Source organism: Pseudomonas sp. NFR02 (assembly GCF_900119375.1).
In the GTDB taxonomy this organism is placed as follows: Bacteria; Pseudomonadota; Gammaproteobacteria; order Pseudomonadales; family Pseudomonadaceae; genus Aquipseudomonas; species Aquipseudomonas paracarnis.
In genome coordinates this window covers 315,553-335,550 of record NZ_FPJJ01000003.1, presented here as the reverse complement: position 1 = coordinate 335,550, position 19,998 = coordinate 315,553, and the positions used below count along the sequence as shown (strand labels likewise).

At 59.9% G+C, this 19,998-nt stretch carries 17 protein-coding genes; 11 read left to right on the top strand and 6 right to left on the bottom strand.

What is annotated here, in order from left to right; all coding sequences use genetic code 11:
* Positions 1–7 precede the first annotated feature (7 nt).
* Positions 8–1,024 carry an AraC family transcriptional regulator gene (locus BT199_RS11900; protein ID WP_072434535.1) on the bottom strand — a complete coding sequence of 339 codons (1,017 nt, stop codon included), beginning with the start codon at positions 1,022–1,024 and terminating at the stop codon, positions 8–10.
* A 168-nt stretch (positions 1,025–1,192) separates the two neighbouring features.
* Between BT199_RS11900 and efeU the strand changes: the two genes are divergently transcribed.
* From efeU to efeO (BT199_RS11880), 4 genes are read left to right on the top strand one after another with little or no spacing between them, the layout of a single operon-like run.
* Positions 1,193–2,038: an iron uptake transporter permease EfeU gene (gene efeU / locus BT199_RS11895; protein WP_014718373.1), complete on the top strand. Its 846-nt coding sequence runs from the start codon at positions 1,193–1,195 to the stop codon at positions 2,036–2,038.
* 10 nt (positions 2,039–2,048) lie between these two features.
* A complete protein-coding gene (efeO, locus tag BT199_RS11890; protein WP_072434534.1) occupies positions 2,049–3,251 on the top strand; it encodes an iron uptake system protein EfeO in 1,203 nt (400 codons plus the stop codon).
* A gap of 14 nt (positions 3,252–3,265) precedes the next feature.
* Positions 3,266–4,570 (top strand): iron uptake transporter deferrochelatase/peroxidase subunit, encoded by a 1,305-nt coding sequence (gene efeB / locus BT199_RS11885; protein ID WP_072434673.1) that lies wholly within the window; start codon positions 3,266–3,268, stop codon positions 4,568–4,570.
* A 25-nt stretch (positions 4,571–4,595) separates the two neighbouring features.
* The gene (gene efeO / locus BT199_RS11880) at positions 4,596–5,411 is read left to right on the top strand and encodes an iron uptake system protein EfeO (protein ID WP_014718370.1); all 816 of its coding nucleotides are present in this window, start codon (positions 4,596–4,598) and stop codon (positions 5,409–5,411) included.
* A 71-nt stretch (positions 5,412–5,482) separates the two neighbouring features.
* On the opposite strand, the gene pssA is transcribed toward efeO (BT199_RS11880), so the two are convergent.
* A complete protein-coding gene (pssA, locus tag BT199_RS11875; protein WP_014718369.1) occupies positions 5,483–6,826 on the bottom strand; it encodes a CDP-diacylglycerol--serine O-phosphatidyltransferase in 1,344 nt (447 codons plus the stop codon).
* Positions 6,827–6,950: 124 nt separating this feature from the next.
* Here pssA and BT199_RS11870 point away from each other — a divergent pair, with 124 nt between their 5' ends.
* A complete protein-coding gene (locus BT199_RS11870; RefSeq protein ID WP_014718368.1) occupies positions 6,951–7,514 on the top strand; it encodes a TetR/AcrR family transcriptional regulator in 564 nt (187 codons plus the stop codon).
* Positions 7,515–7,568: 54 nt separating this feature from the next.
* Positions 7,569–8,048, top strand: coding sequence for a nuclear transport factor 2 family protein (locus tag BT199_RS11865; RefSeq protein WP_019820128.1), 480 nt, complete (start codon positions 7,569–7,571; stop codon positions 8,046–8,048).
* Between the two features lie 176 nt (positions 8,049–8,224).
* Here the strand turns inward: BT199_RS11865 and BT199_RS11860 are convergent, their stop codons facing one another.
* Positions 8,225–9,382, bottom strand: a complete 1,158-nt coding sequence (locus tag BT199_RS11860; RefSeq protein WP_014718366.1) for a PQQ-dependent sugar dehydrogenase — start codon at positions 9,380–9,382, stop codon at positions 8,225–8,227.
* Positions 9,383–9,394: 12 nt separating this feature from the next.
* On the bottom strand, positions 9,395–9,703 hold the full coding sequence (locus tag BT199_RS11855) for a hypothetical protein (protein WP_014718365.1): 309 nt from the start codon (positions 9,701–9,703) through the stop codon (positions 9,395–9,397).
* 185 nt (positions 9,704–9,888) lie between these two features.
* Between BT199_RS11855 and BT199_RS11850 the strand changes: the two genes are divergently transcribed.
* Positions 9,889–10,728 (top strand): non-homologous end joining protein Ku, encoded by an 840-nt coding sequence (locus BT199_RS11850; RefSeq protein WP_014718364.1) that lies wholly within the window; start codon positions 9,889–9,891, stop codon positions 10,726–10,728.
* A gap of 24 nt (positions 10,729–10,752) precedes the next feature.
* The gene (ligD, locus tag BT199_RS11845) at positions 10,753–13,266 is read left to right on the top strand and encodes a DNA ligase D (RefSeq protein WP_072434533.1); all 2,514 of its coding nucleotides are present in this window, start codon (positions 10,753–10,755) and stop codon (positions 13,264–13,266) included.
* Between the two features lie 18 nt (positions 13,267–13,284).
* Here ligD and lpxO read toward each other — a convergent pair whose 3' ends face one another.
* The gene (gene lpxO, locus BT199_RS11840; RefSeq protein WP_014718362.1) at positions 13,285–14,184 is read right to left on the bottom strand and encodes a lipid A hydroxylase LpxO; all 900 of its coding nucleotides are present in this window, start codon (positions 14,182–14,184) and stop codon (positions 13,285–13,287) included.
* A 263-nt stretch (positions 14,185–14,447) separates the two neighbouring features.
* The gene (locus BT199_RS11835; protein ID WP_014718361.1) at positions 14,448–15,773 is read right to left on the bottom strand and encodes a Wzz/FepE/Etk N-terminal domain-containing protein; all 1,326 of its coding nucleotides are present in this window, start codon (positions 15,771–15,773) and stop codon (positions 14,448–14,450) included.
* Positions 15,774–16,113: 340 nt separating this feature from the next.
* Here BT199_RS11835 and BT199_RS11830 point away from each other — a divergent pair, with 340 nt between their 5' ends.
* The 3 genes from BT199_RS11830 to BT199_RS11820 all read left to right on the top strand — a co-directional run bounded on the left by BT199_RS11830 (position 16,114) and on the right by BT199_RS11820 (position 19,758).
* The gene (locus BT199_RS11830; RefSeq protein ID WP_019820134.1) at positions 16,114–16,500 is read left to right on the top strand and encodes a TIGR03067 domain-containing protein; all 387 of its coding nucleotides are present in this window, start codon (positions 16,114–16,116) and stop codon (positions 16,498–16,500) included.
* A gap of 290 nt (positions 16,501–16,790) precedes the next feature.
* A complete protein-coding gene (locus BT199_RS11825; RefSeq protein WP_014718358.1) occupies positions 16,791–18,029 on the top strand; it encodes an MFS transporter in 1,239 nt (412 codons plus the stop codon).
* 142 nt (positions 18,030–18,171) lie between these two features.
* Positions 18,172–19,758 (top strand): ABC-F family ATPase, encoded by a 1,587-nt coding sequence (locus tag BT199_RS11820; protein WP_003191057.1) that lies wholly within the window; start codon positions 18,172–18,174, stop codon positions 19,756–19,758.
* Positions 19,759–19,998 lie beyond the last annotated feature (240 nt).

Below are 19,998 nucleotides of genomic sequence, written 5' to 3'. Positions count from 1 at the left end.
GTGGGATTTAGCTGGCCTCACCCAGAATCAGGCTACGGTAATGCCCCGGATTCGATCCCACCCACTTACGAAAGGCCTTGTAGAACGAACTTGCATCGGCAAACCCCAGCCGCGTGGCGATCTCGGCAAAACTGATCTGCGGCTCGGCCAACCACACAATCGCCAGTTCCTTGCGCACGCTGTCCTTGAGGCCCTGATAGGTCTGCCCTTCTTCCGCCAGGCGGCGGCGTAGTGTGGACGCAGAAATACATAACCTGGCGGCAAGCCCCTCGGTTTCCGGCCAGGTGTCGGGGGGCATCTGCCGCAAGTCGTGCTTGATGCGCGTGGCGAGGCTTTCCGGGTCGCGGTATTTCACCAGGATGTTAGCCGGTGCATGAGCCAGGAAACGTTGGAGCTCCTGCGGGCTGCGCTTGATCGGCAGGTCCAGGCAGTCGGCAGAAAAAATCATGCGAGTGCGTGGCCGATCAAAGCGCAGGTTGTCAGAAAACATCACCTGATAATCGTCACAGAAGTCCGGCTGCGCGCAACGCAACTCGATGGCGAGGATCGGAATGCGCCGCCCTGCCAGCCAGCAGGCGACGCCGTGGACGATCATCCAATAGGTGAAGTAGGTAAACGCACGCTTGGGTTCATGCTCAGGTTCGAGCAGGACGATCTCCGCCAGGCTCTGTTGACGCACCAGCTGGGCTGGCATGTGCTCCAGCATCAACGACAGAAACCCCAGGCCGGTTTCCAGGCCCGCTGCCAGGCTGGGTTGCGCCACGGCGGCGCGACACAGGAACGCCAAGCTGCCGGACTTGAGCTTGCGCGGGTCCATGCCAAAAAACTCATCGTCCCTGCGCCGCGCCAGCAAGCGCCACAGGCGTGCATAGGCCGTGGCCGCCACGCGAGCGTCAGGCTGCTCAAGCAACGCCGGATCAATCCCGACTTTGCTCAATGCCTCAACGGTGGCCGCTCCCGGCGCGCAACTCTGCGACAGCGCTTCGCGCACGAGGTGGATGGAGATGGTGTCTTTTTCCGACATGGGGCGTTGAGCTATCCGGCTGCGGTCTGATTGCTCCGCATCATAAAGGCGGTTGCGCTTCGCCACCACTGTTCAGCCCACGTTCAGCAAAGGTCAATATTTCTTGTTTAGCAATGAGTATCATTATGTTACAACTTAGCTCCCTAACTAGTTGCGCCCGGGTGCCCGATGCTCGTTCCTTTTTTAATCATGCTGCGCGAAGGCATTGAAGCGGCATTGATCGTTGGCATTATCGCCAGTTACCTGCAACAGACCGGGCGTGGCCAGTGGATGCCTGCAGTGTGGATCGGCGTGTTCCTGGCGGCCGCGCTGGCGCTGCTGGTGGGCGGCGGCCTGGAATTGGTCAGTGCGGAGTTCCCGCAAAAGCAGCAGGAATTGTTTGAAGGTGTCGTCGGCCTGGTCGCCGTGGGTATTCTCAGTTCCATGGTGTTCTGGATGCGCAAAGTGGCGCGCTCGATTAAACACTCGCTGCATGAATCTCTCGACCATGCGTTGGCCGGCTCCAGGCACCAGGTGTTTGCCCTGATCGCCATGGTGTTTTTTGCCGTGGCCCGCGAAGGACTGGAGACGGTGTTCTTCCTGTTGGCGGTGTTTCAGCAGAGTGAAGGCCCAGGCGCTCCGATAGGCGCCCTGCTCGGCCTGGTCCTGGCCATTGTCGTCGGCTTGCTGATTTATTCCGGCAGCATGCGCCTGAACCTCGGTGCATTTTTCCGCTGGACTGGCCTGTTCATCCTGGTGGTTGCGGCCGGCATTCTCGCCAACTCGGTGCAGGCCCTGCACGAGGCCGGCGTGTGGAACCACTGGCAGACCGTGCTGTTCGATTTCAGCGCTGCATTACCCATGGACAGCCCGCTCGGCTCGGTACTGGCCGGCATGTTCGGTTACCAGGAGGCGCCGACCGTCAGCACCCTGGGCGCCTATCTGATTTACCTGGTGGTGGCCCTGGTGATGTTCTTCCTGCCCTCGGCCCCTACCCAGCCCGTTGCCAATACCTCTTCCGTTTCCAGCCAGTAAGGACCGTCTCTTGTCCAACCCAACCCCTCAATCGGCCCCGCCATCCCGCGCCTTGCGCTGGGGCGTGGCCGGCTCGGTGGTGGTGATGATCGCCGCCGGTGGCCTGTTCTACTACGCCTCGCAATTGGCCGCGACCAAGCGCCAGACCAACCACAATGAAATCGCGGTCACGATTCACAGTCACGCCTGCGAGCCTAACGCTCTCATCGTGCCGGCCGGGCGCGCAAGCTTTCGTATCATCAACCGCTCCGACCGTGCGGTGGAGTGGGAAATCCTCGACGGCGTGCTGGTGGTCGAAGAACGGGAGAATATTGCCCCGGGCCTGAGCCAGGTGATCAATGCCAACCTGTTGCCCGGTGACTACGCCATTACCTGTGGCCTGTTGAGCAACCCGCGTGGCACCTTGCATGTTACGCCCACTGCAGAGTCTGACGCCCAGGCCAAGGCCAAGCCGTCGATGGTGGCCTTTATTGGCCCGTTGTCGGAGTTTCGCGTGTACCTGAGCGGCCAAGGCGGTGCGCTGGTCAAGGCCGTGACGGCCCTGCAACAGGCCATCGCCGCCGGTGATCTGGCCCAGGCACAGGCACTGTATGTGCCGGCCCGTGAGGCGTATCAGCGCCTGGCGCCGGCGTCCCAGCGCCTGGCCGAATTGGATAACGCGATCAACGCCCGCGCCGACTACTTTGAAAAGCGCGAGCAAGACCCCGCCTTCAGCGGCTTCCATCGCCTGGAATACAGCCTGTTCCAGCAACACAGCCTTGATGGCCTGGCGCCGGTCGCCCAACGCCTGGTTACCGACGTCACCACGCTCAAGCAACAGTTACTGGCCCAGTCCCTGCCACCAGAGCAACTGGTGAGCATTGTGGTACGCAACCTCGACAGCCTGGCAGACGTTCGCGCGGCGAGCGGTGAAGAGGAACGCTACAGCCACATCGACTTGAACGGCTTTGCCGCCAATCTTGAGGTGGCCCGCAAAGTGGTCGACCTGATGCGCCCGTTACTGGGCAAGTCCGCCGCCGACCTGTTGCCCGCTATCGACAGCGCGCTCAACGCCTTCGACACCGAACTCGAGGGGCTCAAGGTGAATGACCGCTACCCAACCTACGACAAGGTTACAGCCGATCAGCGCAAGCAGATCGCCGATAAGGCCAAGGCACTGGCCGTTGCACTCGATGGAATCGACCCCGCCCTTGGCCTTTCCGGCCTGCAGTGAAGACGACCGCACACATGAGTGATACAGAACAGTTTGACCTCCAACGTCGCCGCGTCCTGTTGGGCATGGCGGCCACCGGCGCTGCGATTGCCGGCAGCAGCCTGAGCTGCCCGGCGATGGCGGCAGCGGCCGAGCAAGTCACCACGGCCCCGCGTAGCGACAAGACCCAGGACCACCAAGCGTTTTTCGGCAAGCACCAAAGCGGCATCGTCACCCCGCGCCCGGCCTGCGGCATGGTCGTGGCGTTCGATGTACTGGCCAGCGACCGCGAAGACCTGGAACGCCTGTTCCGCACCCTCAACGAACGCATCGCGTTCCTGATGACCGGCGGCACCGTGCCCCAGGTCGACCCGAAATTGCCGCCTACCGATTCCGGCATCCTTGGCCCGGTGGTCACGCCGGATAACCTGACCATTACCGTATCGGTCGGCGAGTCGTTGTTCGACGAACGCTTCGGCCTCGCGGCGGCCAAACCCAAGCGCCTGAGCCGCATGGTCGGTTTTCCCAACGATGCGCTGGAACCGACGCAGTGCCACGGCGACCTGAGCCTGCAGTTCAGCTCCAATACGCCAGACACCAATATCCACGCGCTGCGCGACATCGTCAAAAACCTGCCCGACCTGCTGCTGGTGCGCTGGAAGCAAGAAGGCAGCGTGCCGCCCCAGGCACCGACCAAACCCGGTGAGCCGGCGCAGAGTGCGCGCAATTTCCTGGGCTTTCGTGATGGCTCGGCCAACCCCAATTCCAACGATGACAAGGCCATGGACCAGATCGTCTGGGTACAGCCCACCAGCGAAGAACCGGCCTGGGCCGCCCATGGCAGTTACCAGGCCGTGCGCATCATCCGTAACTTTGTCGAGCGCTGGGATCGCACCCCGCTGCAAGAACAGGAAAGCATCATCGGCCGCGTCAAACCCACCGGCGCGCCCATGGACGGCCAGCATGAAACCCAGGTCCCGGACTACAGCAAGGACCCTGAAGGCAAGTTGACCAAGCTCGATGCCCACATCCGCCTGGCCAACCCACGCACCCCGCAGACCCAGGCCAACCTGATCCTGCGGCGGCCGTTCAACTACTCCAACGGCGTCAACAAAAACGGTCAACTGGACATGGGCTTGTTGTTCATCTGCTACCAGGCTGACCTGGAGAAAGGCTTTATCAGCGTGCAAACCCGGCTCAACGGCGAGCCGCTGGAGGAGTACCTCAAGCCCGTGGGTGGCGGGTATTTCTTCACCTTGCCAGGGGTCACCGGCCCCAAGGATTTCATCGGGCGCACGCTGCTCGCGGCAACGCACTCTCAAAATCCTGCCAAGACCTAAAACACACCAGAGCGGAATGTCTCCCATGAAGAAGTCGTCTATCGCGTTGTTGTTACTCAGCCTTTCGCCACTGGCAAGCTTCGCCGCTACTGCGCCGTTGGACTTGGTGGGCCCGGTGTCGGATTACAAGATCTACGTCACCGAAGAAATCGGCGAACTGGTCACCCAGACCCAGGCGTTCACCGACGCTATCAATAAAGGCGACCTGGCCACGGCCAAGAAACTCTATGCGCCAACCCGCGTGCACTATGAGTCCATTGAGCCGATCGCCGAGCTGTTCAGCGACCTCGACGCGTCCATCGATTCGCGTGTCGACGACCATGAAAAAGGCGTGACGGCCGAAGACTTCACGGGCTTTCACCGGATCGAATACGCGCTGTTCTCGCAGAACTCGACCCAGGGCCTGCAAGCACTGACGGCCAAGCTCAACGCGGACGTGAATGACCTCAAGACCCGCGTCGACGGCCTGACCTTCCCGCCGGAAAAAGTCGTCGGTGGTGCCGCTGCGTTGCTTGAAGAAGTCGCGGCCACCAAGATCTCCGGTGAAGAAGACCGCTACAGCCACACCGACCTGTACGACTTCCAGGGCAACATCGACGGCGCGAAGAAAATCGTTGACCTGTTCCGTGGCCAGATCGGGCAGCAGGACCAGGCCTTCCTGGCAAAAGTCGACAAGAACTTTGCCAGCGTCGACAAGATCCTGGCCAAGTACAAAACCAAGGATGGCGGCTTCGAGACCTATGACAAGGTCAAGGACAACGACCGCAAGGCCCTGGTCGGCCCGGTCAACACCCTGGCCGAAGACCTCTCGACCCTGCGCGGCAAGCTGGGTTTGAACTAACTGCCGCGCACAAAAAAACACCCAGTCCCTGTCGAGGGGCCTGGGTGTTTTTTTGCCGGCACGTTGCTCAGTTAGAGAATGCGGTACAGCAAGCGCTCGATCCGCACCCGGCTGACACGCCGCAGGAACTTGCCGACAGCGGGCGGGTAATCCACCAGCGTCTGCAATTGCTGGTAACCCTGGATACGCGTGGTGTGTTGGAAAATATTCGCAAGCTCGGCGCTTCGCGGCCCTAGCCATTGGCCTTGAGGGTCGTCGATCAGCAAGCCGTTTTCCAGGTCGAGGCGAAACGCCCGCGGGTTGAGGTTGTTGCCGGTGAGCAAGGTGTAGCGCTCATCCACCCACATGCCCTTGAGGTGATAGGTGTTATCGCCGTCGCGCCATAGGTGCAGGTTCAACTGGCCGCTGTTGATCATCGGCTGGTGCCGTTTGGCAAAGCGCCGCAGGCTGATCTCGTACAGGTACGGCAACGCCGCAATCACCTTGAAGGGTTCAGTGGGCGGAATATAGAAGTCGTTGGCGGTCTTGTCGCCCACCACGATGTCGATCTTCACACCGCGTGCCAGGGCACGGTTGATCTCGCGGGTTACCGGCAATGGCAGGTTGAAATACGGCGTGCAGATGGTCAGTTGCTGCTGGGCGCTGGCGATGAGTTCGAGGATCACCCGGCTCAACGGGTTGTTCTTGCCGACGCCCAGCAAGGGGCTGACCGACAGATGGCCATTGGGCAACTGCCCGGCTGTGGTGTCGTAGGTCGCATGCTTGAGACGGCTGCGCAGGTCGCCGATGTCGTTGCGCAGGCTGCGAGTGGTGGGCGGGTTTGGCAGGTCCAGGCGATGCACGGCCTTGGACGCCACCAGGCCGTGTTCCACCAGGTGCTGCATCGAATCGGCCAAGGGTTGGCTATGGATCAGGTGATAACGGTCGAAGCGGTATTTGTCGAACTTGTGCAGGTACACATTGTTCAGGCTGGCGCCGCTGTACAGCACGCTGTCATCGATCACGAAACCCTTGAGGTGCAACACGCCGAACAGCTCGCGGGTTTGCACCGGCACGCCGTACACCGGTACTTCGCTGGCGTGGCGCTGGGTCATGGCCTGGTACCAGGCGCTGTTGCCCGGTTGCTTGCCTGCGCCGATCAGCCCGCGCTGGGCGCGCAGCCAATCCACCATCACCACGATGTCCAGTTCGGGCCGTGCGGCCTTGGCGGCGTGTAGCGCGTCGTAGATTTCCTGCCCCGCCTCGTCCTGCTGCAAGTACAAGGCAACGATGTAGATACGCCGCGTGGCCTGGGCGATTTTCTCCAGCAGGCAGCGACGATAGGCATCGGCGCTGGGCAGCACCTCAAGGGCCTCGTTGGACAGCGCAAAACCGCGCAGCTTGGGCAACAGGGAGCGTTTGAAGAACGACGGCATAGGGCTCGCAATGGGTCGAATCCGAAGAGGTCCAAAGCTTACACCATGAGGCTGCTCAGGTCTCGCAACGGGCAATCGAAAAAGACTGTTGACCATGAAGAACGATCGTTCTACTGTACTCGACATGAACGATATAACCCAGAATGAAACCCGCGACATTATTCTCGACGTCACCGAGAAGTTGATCTATCGCCACGGCATCGCTGCCACCGGTATGGACTTACTGGTAAAAACCGCTGGCGTGTCGAGAAAAAGTATCTATCGCTACTTCGCCAACAAAGATGAGTTGGTGGTGGCCGCCTTGCAACGCCGCGACGAGCGCTGGATGCAATGGCTGCGCAGCGAAGTGGAACGCAGCGACGACAGCGGCGAACGCCTGCTGGGGCTGTTCAGCGCGCTCAAGCGCTGGTTCGGCTCGGCAGACTTTCGCGGTTGCGCCTTTATCAACACCAGTGGTGAAACCGGCGATGCCCAAAACCCGGTGCGCCTGCTGGCCAAGGCCCATAAACGCAAACTGTTCGAGTACGCACTTGAACTGTGCCAAGCACATGGCACCCCCGACCCGGAGCAGCAGGCCGCGCAACTGCTGATCCTGATCGATGGCGCCATTACCGTTGCCCTGGTCATGGGTGATTCAACAGCTGCCGATAATGCGCAATGCATGGCGCGGACCTTACTGCAACTTTGAACCCACAGCCCAGGCAACTTTCGACCCAACCTTTATTGCATTGAGGAGTCGCCCATGTCAGCCCAAGAAGAAGTCCGCCCGCCCCTGCCGCCGTTTACCCGCACCTCTGCCATCGAAAAAGTCCGCCTGGCCGAAGATGGCTGGAACTCCCGCGACCCGCAACGTGTATCCCTGGCCTACACCCTGGACACGAACTGGCGTAACCGCGCCGAATTTGCCCATAACCGCGAAGAAGCCAAGCAGTTCCTGACCCGCAAATGGGCCAAGGAGCTGGATTATCGTCTGATCAAGGAATTGTGGGCCTTTACTGATAACCGCATCGCCGTGCGCTATGCCTATGAATGGCACGATGATTCGGGTAACTGGTTTCGCTCGTACGGCAACGAAAACTGGGAGTTCGACGAGAACGGCTTGATGGCCAACCGCTTTGCCTGCATCAACGATATGCCAATCAAGGAGAGCGAGCGCAAGTTCCATTGGCCGCTGGGGCGGCGCCCGGATGCGCATCCCGGCCTGTCAGAGCTGGGGCTATAACCCCGACTCTGCAGACCGAATGAGATCCAATGTGGGAGCTGGCTTGCCTACGAAAGCGGTCGTGCAGTAACAGATTCAGCGCCCGACACACCGCCTTCGCAGGCAAGCCAGCTCCCACACTTGGATCGCGGGGCATCAATTGGATCTGTGTCTGCTGCCAGCCCCCTCCCACACGTTTAGTCCTGATTCAGCCCAACGCGATACAACACACCATCATCCTCATCGGTCAGCACATACAGAAAGCCATCCGGCCCCTGTCGCACATCGCGGATCCGCGCTTTCAATTCGCCCAACAAGCGTTCCTCGTGGACCACTTTGTCACCCTCGAACTGCAACCGAATCAGCTCCTGACTCACCAGCGCACCGACAAACAGGTTGTGCTGCCATGCCTTGAACCGGTCGCCGTCATAGAACGCCATGCCACTGACACCCGGCGACTTCTCCCACACATGGTGGGGCGCCACTGTGCCCTCTGCCGTTTTGCCCTTGGCTTCGGGAATCGGCAGCAGGGAATAGTTGATGCCATGGGTTGCCAACGGCCAGCCGTAGTTCTTGCCGCGCTCGATGATATTGACTTCATCACCGCCACGGGGCCCGTGTTCATTTTCCCAGATCGTGCCGCTCCAGGGATTCAAGGCCAGCCCTTGCGGGTTACGCTGCCCATAGGACCAGATCTCGGGACGCACGCCGGGTTGACCGACGAAAGGGTTGTCATCCGGCACGCGCCCATCCGGGTAGATGCGCACCACTTTGCCTTGCAACTTGTCCAAATCCTGGGCCGTGGGGCGGTCGTTGTTCTCCCCAAGAGTCACGAACAGGTAGCCATCACGGTCGAAGGCCAGGCGCGAGCCGAAGTGGTTGCCGGTAGACAGCTTGGGCTCCTGGCGCAGGATCACCTTGAAGTCCTCCAAGCCGCTCAAGTCAGCGGCCAAGCGCCCACGCCCTACGGCTGTGCCGGCCTTGCCACCCTCGCCACCGCCTTCGGCGTACGACAGGTACACCAGGCGGTCCTGCTTGAAGTCTGGCGACAGCACCACATCCAGCAACCCGCCCTGCCCTTTGGCCCATACCTGCGGCACGCCCTTCAAGGGCGCAGACAGCTTGCCGTCCGGGCTGACAAACCGCAGGTGCCCAGGTAACTCGGTCACCAGGAAACCTTGCTGGTCCGGCAAAAACGCCAGCGCCCATGGATGGTCCAGGCCCTTGGCGACCGGCGTGGCGGTGATGCTGCCTTGCTCAGTGGGGAACTGTTGGCTATCGACGGCATACGCCGCGCTCAACGGCAGCAACGCGGTGGCGCACAGGGCGGCTAGCAGGGTTTTACGTACAAACATAAGGCGAAATCCTCAGCGGCGATTGCCGTTGGCATCATAGGTGGGCGCTTTGGGTGCGGTGGCCGGGCGGCTGGGGGCCGCCTCCTGCTTGGGGTAGCGGTTGCCGATGCCACCGTTTTCCAGCGTTGGCCGCGGGTTGGCCGGGACGGGCTGGATACTGCGAACAGCCGGTGCATTGGGCTGGGTGCCCTGCATGCTATTGGGGTTGGCCCGGTGAATAGGGCCGTGGTCGCTACGCCCCGGCAGGTTTTGCGCCTGGGCCAATGGCGCAAGGGCCAGGCCCAGCGCCAGTGCTGCGAGATGACGTACACAACGGTTCATGGCCAAACCTCTCTATGCCAAGTACTACGTGCTTTCGATAACACGCTACGCCGCGGGTTCGCGTTGTGACACTAAATAGTTTCTCATCAGGTGTAACACGATCTGTCCGAGCATCTATCCGCCGAAACTTTTGCCCTGCCCTGTGAGTCACCAGCACACAGGCTCTTCGTTGAGGAATCACACCTATGCCACGGGCAATCTGGAAAGGCGCCATCAGTTTCGGCTTGGTTCACATCCCGGTATCGCTGGTTTCGGCGACCTCTTCACAAGGCGTCGACTTTGACTGGTTGGACAAGCGCAGCATGGACCCGGTGGGCTATAAGCGCATCAACAAAACCACCGGCAAGGAAGTCACCAAGGAAAATATCGTCAAGGGCGTGGCCTTTGAAAAAGGACGCTACGTGGTGCTCAGCGAAGACGAAATTCGCTCGGCCCACCCCAAGTCCACCCAGACCATCGAAATCATCGCCTTCGTCGCCAGCGACCAGATCCCCCTGCAAAACATCGACACGCCCTACTTCCTCGCTCCGGATAAACGCGGCGGCAAGGTCTATGCACTGCTGCGCGAAGCGCTGAAAAAAACCGGCAAGGTGGCCCTGGCCAATGTGGTACTGCACACCAAGCAACACCTGGCCGCGTTGATGCCGCTGGAATCGGCTCTGGTGCTGGTCATGCTGCGCTGGCCCGCTGAAGTGCGCAGCCTGGATGAGTTGGAACTGGGCAGCGATGTGACAAAGCCGACCCTGGCCAAAGGTGAATTGGACATGGCCAAGCGCCTGGTGGAAGACATGAGCGCCGATTGGCAGCCCGATGAATACCGTGACAGCTTCCAGGACAAGATCAGGGCGCTGGTGGCGAAGAAGGCCAAGGCCGGCAAGATCGAAGATGTGGAAACGGTCGAAGGCGGCGAAGAGCGAAAATCCGCGGATGTCATCGACCTGACCGAACTGCTCAAACGCAGTCTGGCGGGTAAACCTGCGGCGAAAAAAAGCACCGCGAAAAAGTCCAATAACAAGGCCTCTTGAGCCTGCCATTGACGGGAGAATGACATGGCAAAGCCCCTGAGTGAGTACAATCGCAAGCGCGATTTCAAGATCACCGCCGAACCCGCCGGCAGCTCACCCGCCAGCAAACGCAACGTCTCGGCCCTCAGCTTCGTGATTCAAAAGCACGATGCGCGCAACCTGCACTACGACTTTCGCCTGGAACTCGATGGCGTGCTGCTGAGCTGGGCGGTGCCCAAGGGCCCAAGCCTGGACCCGAGCCAAAAACGCCTGGCGGTGCATGTTGAAGATCACCCACTGAGCTATGGCAGTTTCGAGGGCAGCATTCCCGCCGGCCAATACGGTGCGGGGGATGTGATCGTATGGGACCGAGGCATTTGGCAGCCCCACGATGACCCGCGCAAAGCCTACGCGGCGGGCAAGCTCAAATTCACCCTGGTCGGTGAAAAACTCTCCGGTGACTGGGCGCTGGTACGCACCCGGCTCAAGGGCAGCGGCGACAAGGAGCAATGGCTGTTGATCAAGGAAAACGATCAGCAGGCGCGCCCGGCCTCTGAGTTCGATATCGTCCAGGCCGAGCCCGCCAGCGTGCTCAGCGATGCGGTGGTGGGTAAGCCAAAGGCCAAGGCCAAACCCAAGGCCGCGCCAAAAGCCAAAACGCCCAAGCGCATCGCTGCCCTGCCGGATGAGTTTGCCCCCCAATTGGCAACCTTGGTGGACCGGGCGCCCGAAGGTGATTGGCGCTACGAGATCAAGTTCGACGGCTACCGCATCATGGCGCGCATTCGCGACGGCGAAGTGCGCCTGTTCACCCGTAACGGCCACGACTGGACCGAACGCCTGCCACGTCAGTGCAAAGCCTTGCAAGCCCTCAAGCTCAAGGACAGTTGGCTGGATGGCGAAGTGGTCAGCCTCAATGGCGACGGGCTGCCAGATTTCCAGGCGCTGCAAAACGCGTTCGATATCGGCCGCAGCCTGGACATTGTCTATTACCTGTTCGACGCACCGTTTTTGAACGGCCGCGACCAGCGTGAAGACCCGGTCGAAGAGCGTCGGGCTGCGCTTAAATCTGCGTTGTCCGCCAGCCGAAGCAAACTGCTGCGCTTCTCCGAAGCCTTTGCCGCCAGCCAGCGCGATATTTTCGAGAGCGCCTGTGACCTGGCGCTCGAAGGCGTGATCGGCAAGCGCGCCGGCAGCCCCTACGTGTCGCGGCGCAGTGCCGACTGGATCAAGCTCAAATGCCGCCTGCGCCAAGAGTTCGTGATTGTCGGCTACACCCGCCCCCAAGGTTCGCGTAGCGGCTTTGGGGCGCTGCTGTTGGCGGTCAACGATGACACCGGCCTGGTATATGCCGGGCGCGTGGGCACAGGCTTTGACCAGGCGGCGCTGAAAAGTATCTATGCCAAGCTCACCCCGCTTGAGCGCAAGGACTCGCCCCTGCAAAAACCATTGACCAGTGCCCAGGCCCGTGGCGTGCATTGGGTTGAGCCGAGCCTGGTCGGCGAGGTGCAATTTGCCGAATGGACCCGCGAAGGCGTGGTGCGCCAAGCCGCGTTTGTGGGCCTGCGCACCGACAAGCCAGCCTCGCAGATCATTCATGAACAGCCGCGCGCGGCCAAGTCGGTCAAGGCACACGAAACCTCGAAAGCCGGTAAAGCGCAGGCAACGGTAAAGAGCGTGAAAATCACTCACCCCGAGCGCATTATCGACAAGCACAGCGGCACGCAAAAACAGCAACTGGCGCAGTTCTACACCGATATCAGCGAATGGATCCTGCCCTTCCTGCGCGCACGTGCCGTGTCATTGCTGCGGGCGCCTGAAGGGATCGAAGGTGAGCAGTTCTTCCAGAAGCACTCAGAGCGTATGGCCATCCCCCACATCAAGCAATTGGACCAGGCGCTGGACCCAGGCCATGCGCGCCTGATGGAAATAGACAGCGTGGAGGCCCTGGTCGGCGCGGTGCAAATGGGTACCGTCGAGTTTCACACCTGGGGCGCCACTGCAGACAAGATTGAAACGCCTGACCTGTTTGTTCTCGATCTCGACCCGGACCCGGCCCTGCCCTGGAAAGCCATGCTGGAAGCGGCCCAACTGACCCTGTCGGTACTCGATGAGCTGGGCTTGCAAGCTTTCGTCAAAACCAGCGGCGGCAAGGGCCTGCACTTGATCGTGCCGTTGGCCCGGCGCGACGGCTGGGACACCGTGAAGGCGTTCGCCAAAGCCATTGCCCAATTCATGACCCGGCAACTGCCCGAACGCTTTACCGCCACCAGTGGCCCCAAGAACCGCGTCGGCAAGATCTTTATCGATTACCTGCGCAACGCCCGTGGCGCCAGTACCGTAGCGGCGTATTCCGTGCGGGCCCGCCCAGGCCTGCCAGTGTCGGTGCCGGTGAGTCGAGAGGAGTTGAAAGGATTGCGTGGCGCCCAGCAGTGGACAGTGGCGAACCTGCATCAGCGGCTGCAAACGTTGAAGGATGACCCCTGGGCGGGGTATGCCAATCGACAGAAGATCAGCAAAAAGATGTGGGACAAGCTGGGCGCGCAACCCCCTGGGTGATCCGCGCCTTGAGCCAGGTCAGATAAGAATGAAGATCAGCGCCAGACCGGCAAAGATCGCCCACTTTTCCAGGTAGTAGCGCGTGCGATTGCGCTTCTTGAGCTCTTTGCCACGCAGGCGAATCTTGTACAGACGGGTAAAGGCACGGTTGAGGCCGCCGGTCTTGTCACCCTCATCGTTGGGCGAACCCGCGGCCGCCATCACATTGCGGCTGAACCAGCGGTTGAACGCAGCTGCCCAGCGGTACTTCATCGGCCGTTCGATATCACAGAACAGAATGATGCGGTTCTGTTGGGTGGTGTTTTCCGCGTAGTGAATGTAGGTCTCGTCGAACATCACCGGCTCGCCATCGCGCCAGTAATAGCTTTCGCCATCCACATTGATGTAGCAACCTGGATCGTTAGGGGTATCCAGCCCCAGGTGATAGCGGTACGAGCCCGCATACGGGTCACGGTGACGTACCAGCTTGGAGCCCGGTGGCAGCTCGGCGAACATGGCCGCCTTGATCGAGCCGATGCTTTGCACCAGCTCGGTGGTGCGTGGGCACAGCTTCATCGCCGAGGGGTGACTGTCGCCGTACCACTTGAGGTAGAACCGCTTCCAGCCGGTCTTGAAAAACGAGTTGAACCCTACGTCGTTGTATTGCTCCGAGCGTTTGATCTCACCCGCCCGCATCAGATTCTGGCCTTCTTCGCGGATCTCTTCCCAGTGCTCCTGCAACGGGCTCAGGTCTGGAAAGTCGCTGGGCGAGAGGTAGGGACGGCTGGGCTGCTTGGAGAACAGGTACAGGAAACAGTTGATCGGCGCCAGGAACGTCGAGTGATCGCTAAGCTGGCGACCCAGCTTGTGTCGCACCCGACCGCGCAGGTGTACATACGCAATGGAAGCAACGTAGAGAGCAACAATGATGAGTTTCAAGGGATTCGTCACACGTCAGGGAGAGAACAGGCTGCTCCTGCGGGCCCACAACGGCCGAGGATGGATAAGCAGCACCTGAAATCACAATTCACATATAGGCGACACGGCCGGCGGATAACCGCCTGCGTGCGACCATTGGCAGTTATTTAGCCACACTTTGTAACCAAAGGTTAACTAAGAATTGTGAAAAGCTGTCTACTGAGTGTGCTGGGGGTAGGAGCAGGCAGGCCCTTGAGCCTGCCTGTTTGAGGGCGCTGGAAGGGTTACAGCGGCGAGTCGTTACCCTCGCGGCGATCCCCTAATGCCGTATAGGGCACGGCCTGAGTGCGGCTGCGAACGAAGTAGCGGATCAGCGCAATCATCAGGCCCAGCAACAGGCCGCCAACAAGGCTCAACGCGATAACCAGCGGCTTTTTCGGCTTGATCGGCGACAGAGGCTCCTGGGCTCGACGGTCAATGGTCACCAGCTTGAGGTTGCTCATATCGATATTCAAACCACGCAACCTGGCGACTTCAGCGCGAAGCGGCTCGACGTCTTGCAAGAAGATGTCTTCATTGCCACGCTTGCGCAGCACCTCAACCTCGCGGTTGCTTTCCAGCAGTTGCAGCTCTTTGCCGATCTCGGCAATGCGCGGGTTGGTGAAATCGTCGCTGGTACGCTGCTGCAATGCAGCGCGTTCGGCTTCCAACGCCTCGGTCCCCATGAAATACAGCGGGATCTTCTGGTTGTTCACCTCGGTCCGCATGACCTGGCTCGAACCCGTGCGGGTGGAGTCGGCCATTGAGGACGGCGTTGTTGGTGTACGAATGCCCATGGACTTGGCAATGCTGATGGCTTCGGCCAACTCGGCGAGGCGGTTGGTGCGTTCCATCTTCATCTGCAGGCGCAGGGCGCTGAGTTCATCCTGCAGTTGGGCACGCTTGAGCCGGTCCGCTTCCAGCAGCTTGGCGATTTTCGATTCTTTATCGGTATCGTAGTTGGCGCGGGCGGCGTCGATCTTGCCCTTGAGCTCGCTCAAGCGGTTATTGACGATCACCTTGAGGTCAGCACCCACTTGCTGACGCTCGGCGGCAATGGCGTAGTCCACAAAACCGTTGAGGATCGCAACACCATCGACGTCGGTCGGGTATTGCAGTTCCAGACGGATATAGCTGCTCAACGAATCGGATTTCTTGGGGTCAGGCAAAATCAGATTGACCGAATTGCGGTTGAACGCCTCAAAGCTCTGCTCAAGGGTTTGCCCCGGTTTCTTGAACGCCTTGAACAACTCCTCATGATCCTTGAAGAACCCCAGGCGTGCATCATAAGAGTCCAACTGCGCGCCCACTTTGAGCAGCGCATCGGCAGGCGGCAACTTATACACTTCCGAACGGTTCAAGGCGTCTAGCTCGTTGATTGCAGCAGGCCGCAACACACTGCTGACTTCATAGGTCTTGGGTGCCAGGAAGGCATAACCTGCGCCTAATACCCCGGCCAGAAGCGTACACCCGATCACCAGCTTTTTTTGTCGCCAGATGGCGTGAAACAATTCAAATAAATCAATTTCATCAGACGCTGCGGAAGGCGGAAGCGGGGAAGTACGATTCAAAATAAGAACACCTTAAAATAATACTAAAAGGCCATCATTCTCAGAAGTCTAAAAGACTTCAAAAATCAGGGACAACGCCCTGGATACGGCAGACCAATGGCGATGTGACCACTCAGTCCCCTGAAATATCCCACAAACTTAGGGATTATTTCGGTTTCATTTCGGTGAGTAAGCCAAATGACACAGCCATGTCAGACTGATCTGGTTGCAAGCGTAGTCAATACAACATGAAAAAGCTGTCAAATAGCTGTCTTATAAAGAAAAAAATTTCGCCTACAGGCGGAACAGTGTCAGCCTCAATACAATTGAACATTTTTTTGAACAGCAATAAGGAGTTTGCATGTCACCCCTTTCCGCTTCGGACTTTCGCGCACTGCAAGGCACTTGGGAACAAACAGCCCTGGAAGACAGTGGCGTGCTTAACCCCGTGGATGCCCACAGCGCGCCGGGAGCAACGACGACAATTGCGGGGGATCGCTTCGAAGTGACCACGGTCAGTGGCGAAGTATTATTGGCGGGACGCTTCGTACTGGACGCCAGTACCACGCCCAAAAGCATTACCTGGACGGACGACATGGGCGATGATGCAGGCAAGCAACTCCCCGCCAGTTACCGGCTCGACGGCGATGATTTCGTATTTATCGCAGCGGATGAAGGCATGCCCAGGCCCACCGTGTTCAGCACCGGCCCTGGGCAAACCATGCGCACCTTTGTGCGGCGGTCTTGATCAAATGTGGGAGCTGGCTTGCCTGCTCCCACATGTTGGAACGCGGGGCGTCAGGGAGATAGGCGGTGACGTGACCATCCGATTTGATCACGGCATTTTCACAAGGTCTTCACTTTTCCACCTATAGGGTGAAGCCTACCTACTCCAGTGAATCCCTTGGCCCGCCCTCTCCTCGCGGGCTTTTTTTTGCGTGCTGAAACCCTCGTTCACCGCGAAACTTATCGCCCAGCACACAGGTCATTAACCCAACGCGTGTTCAGCCCCTGAACGCCGCTCTTGAAGGTCGCATCGTGGCCCGTCATTCAGACCTGCGTATCGCTTTATCCCTGGACAGCCTGAACTTCTTTCTCGCCGATGTACGCGACGGTCTCGGACCGTACCTGGCGATCTACCTGCTGGCCGTGCATCAATGGGAGCCGGCCAGTATTGGTGTGGTCATGACCCTGGCAGGCATCGCTGCCTTGCTGACCCAAGGCCCCGCGGGTGCGCTGATCGACCGCACTCGCAACAAACGCGCGGTGGTTGCCATTGCTGCGCTATTGGTGACGGGCAGTTGCCTGATGCTGCCCTTCGTCAGTTCGTTTGGCTGGGTAGCGTTGACCCAGGCTGCCAGCGCCGTAGCCGCCTCTGTCTTTGCCCCGGCAATTTCCGCCATTTCGCTGGGGATCACTGGGCCCCGCGCCTTTACCCGGCGTACCGGGCGCAACGAGACCTTCAACCACGCTGGCAATGCTGTGGCCGCGTTGCTGGCCGGCGGGCTGGCCTACTTGTTCGGACCGGTGGTGGTGTTCTACCTGATGGCGTTTATGGCGGTTGCCAGTGTCATTGCGGTCAGTTGCGTGCCGGCCAAGGCAATTGATCATGAGGTCGCCCGTGGTTTCGATCCGGCCCATCACACCGACCACGAACAACCCTCGGGCCTGAAAGCGTTGCTGACCAACCAACCGCTACTCCTGTTCGCCATCTGCTGCGCACTGTTTCACTTGGCCAACGCCGCAATGCTGCCGCTGGTCAGCCAGAAACTGGCGCAGATCAATTTGCAGATGGCCACCCCGCTGACTTCAGCCTGCATCGTCGCCGCCCAATTGGTGATGGTGCCGATGGCCTGGCTGGTCGGGCTCAAGGCCGATGTCTGGGGACGCAAGCCGCTGTTGCTTGTAGGTTTCCTGATACTGCCGTTGCGTGGCGTGCTCTATACCTTATCCAGCGACCCCTACTGGCTGGTGGCGGTGCAGATGCTCGACGGTATCGGTGCCGGCATTTTCGGCGCCCTGTTCCCGGTGATCGTCAAAGACCTGACCCAAGGCACCGGGCGCTTCAACGTCAGCCTGGGCGCCCTCTCCACCGTATTTGGCCTCGGCGCGGCGCTCAGTAGCAGCCTGGCCGGTTTCGTGGTGCAGCAGGCTGGCTACAACGCGGCGTTCCTGACGTTGGCGGCAGTTGCAGCCGCTGCCTTGATGCTGTTGTGGCTGGCGATGCCGGAGACCTTGGCAAAACCATCCTTCGCTCGCCATACAACTGTCGCCTGACATATGCGACAATGCGCGCCAAATTCCAACACACATCCCAAACTTTGTGTTCAGCGACCGGGTTTCGCGCCTTGATGTCGCTGTTGACGCATGCCTGAAGGCACCTGCCGTCACGCTCGCAACCCATTGATAGGTAAAGTAATTGATCTCCACAGCTAACATCACCATGCAGTTCGGCGCCAAGCCGCTCTTCGAGAACGTCTCGGTCAAGTTCGGCGCCGGCAACCGCTATGGTTTGATCGGTGCCAACGGTTGCGGCAAGTCGACCTTCATGAAAATCCTCGGTGGCGACCTCGACCCGTCCGGCGGGCAGGTCATGCTCGAGCCGAATGTGCGCCTGGGTAAACTGCGCCAGGACCAGTTCGCCTACGAAGAATTCACCGTGCTCGACACCGTGATCATGGGCCACGAGGAGCTGTGGAAGGTCAAGGCCGAGCGCGACCGCATCTACTCGCTGCCGGAAATGAGCGAAGAAGATGGCATGGCCGTGGCCGAGCTGGAAACCGAGTTCGCCGAGATGGACGGCTACACCGCCGAATCCCGCGCCGGCGAGCTGCTGCTGGGCCTGGGTATTCCCCTGGAACAGCATTTCGGCCCGATGAGCGAAGTGTCCCCCGGCTGGAAGCTGCGCGTACTGCTGGCCCAGGCGCTGTTCTCCGACCCGGAAGTGCTGTTGCTCGACGAACCGACCAACCACTTGGACATCAACACCATCCGCTGGCTGGAAAACATCCTGACCCAGCGCTCCAGCCTGATGATCATCATCTCTCACGACCGTCACTTCCTGAACAGCGTATGCACCCACATGGCTGACCTGGACTACGGCGAGCTGCGCCTGTTCCCGGGCAACTACGACGAGTACATGACCGTGGCGACCCAGTCCCGCGAGCAATTGCTGTCGGACAACGCCAAGAAGAAAGCGCAGATTTCCGAACTGCAATCCTTCGTCAGCCGCTTCTCGGCCAACGCCTCGAAAGCCAAGCAGGCGACCTCCCGTGCCAAGGCGATCGACAAGATCCAGCTGGCCGAAGTCAAGCCGTCGAGCCGTGTGAGCCCGTTCATCCGTTTCGAGCAGAACAAAAAGCTGCACCGCCAGGCGGTCATGGTCGAAAAAATGGCCAAAGGTTTCGACGGCAAGCCGTTGTTCAAGGACTTCAGCTTCCAGGTTGAAGCGGGCGAGCGTGTGGCGATCATCGGCCCCAACGGTATCGGCAAGACCACCCTGCTGCGCACCCTGGTCAACGAACTGACCCCGGACGCCGGTAGCATCAAGTGGACCGACGCCGCCGAGCTGGGCTACTACGCCCAGGACCACGCCCACGACTTCGAAGACGACGTGAGCCTGTTCGACTGGATGGGCCAATGGACCCAAGGCGAGCAAATGATTCGCGGCACCCTGGGCCGTATGTTGTTCTCCAACGACGAGATCCAGAAGTCGGTCAAAGTGATCTCCGGTGGTGAACAAGGTCGCATGCTGTTCGGCAAGCTGATCCTGCAAAAGCCGAACGTGTTGATCATGGACGAACCGACCAACCACCTGGACATGGAATCCATCGAAGCGCTGAACCTGGCGCTGGAGAACTACCCGGGCACGCTGATCTTCGTCAGCCACGACCGTGAGTTCGTATCGTCCCTGGCCACCCGCATCATCGAGTTGAGCCCAAGCGGCGTGATCGACTTCAGCGGCACCTATGACGACTACCTGCGCAGCCAGGGTGTGGTGTTCTAAGAGCAGCACTGAGCTGCAAGCTACAAGCTGCAAAAAAGCCCTGTCCCTGTGACAGGGCTTTTTGCATCCGCACTGTGCCGGGCGCTGATTTTATGGGCCATGCATAACCAGTGTGGGAGCTGGCTTGCCTGCGATAGCGGTGGTTCAGTTAAAGATGCAGTGACTGACAGGCAGCCTTCGCGGGCAAGCCCGCTCCCACAGGGAATCGGTGCCAGGCGCTGATTTTATAGGCAATACATA

Coding starts and splice junctions, on each gene's coding strand:
- BT199_RS11900 (WP_072434535.1), bottom strand. CDS start 1,024: ATGTCGGAAAAAGACACCATCTCCATCCACCTCGTGCGCGAAGCGCTG.
- efeU (WP_014718373.1), top strand. CDS start 1,193: ATGCTCGTTCCTTTTTTAATCATGCTGCGCGAAGGCATTGAAGCGGCA.
- efeB (WP_072434673.1), top strand. CDS start 3,266: ATGAGTGATACAGAACAGTTTGACCTCCAACGTCGCCGCGTCCTGTTG.
- efeO (WP_014718370.1), top strand. CDS start 4,596: ATGAAGAAGTCGTCTATCGCGTTGTTGTTACTCAGCCTTTCGCCACTG.
- pssA (WP_014718369.1), bottom strand. CDS start 6,826: ATGCCGTCGTTCTTCAAACGCTCCCTGTTGCCCAAGCTGCGCGGTTTT.
- BT199_RS11870 (WP_014718368.1), top strand. CDS start 6,951: ATGAACGATATAACCCAGAATGAAACCCGCGACATTATTCTCGACGTC.
- BT199_RS11865 (WP_019820128.1), top strand. CDS start 7,569: ATGTCAGCCCAAGAAGAAGTCCGCCCGCCCCTGCCGCCGTTTACCCGC.
- BT199_RS11860 (WP_014718366.1), bottom strand. CDS start 9,382: ATGTTTGTACGTAAAACCCTGCTAGCCGCCCTGTGCGCCACCGCGTTG.
- BT199_RS11855 (WP_014718365.1), bottom strand. CDS start 9,703: ATGAACCGTTGTGTACGTCATCTCGCAGCACTGGCGCTGGGCCTGGCC.
- BT199_RS11850 (WP_014718364.1), top strand. CDS start 9,889: ATGCCACGGGCAATCTGGAAAGGCGCCATCAGTTTCGGCTTGGTTCAC.
- ligD (WP_072434533.1), top strand. CDS start 10,753: ATGGCAAAGCCCCTGAGTGAGTACAATCGCAAGCGCGATTTCAAGATC.
- BT199_RS11830 (WP_019820134.1), top strand. CDS start 16,114: ATGTCACCCCTTTCCGCTTCGGACTTTCGCGCACTGCAAGGCACTTGG.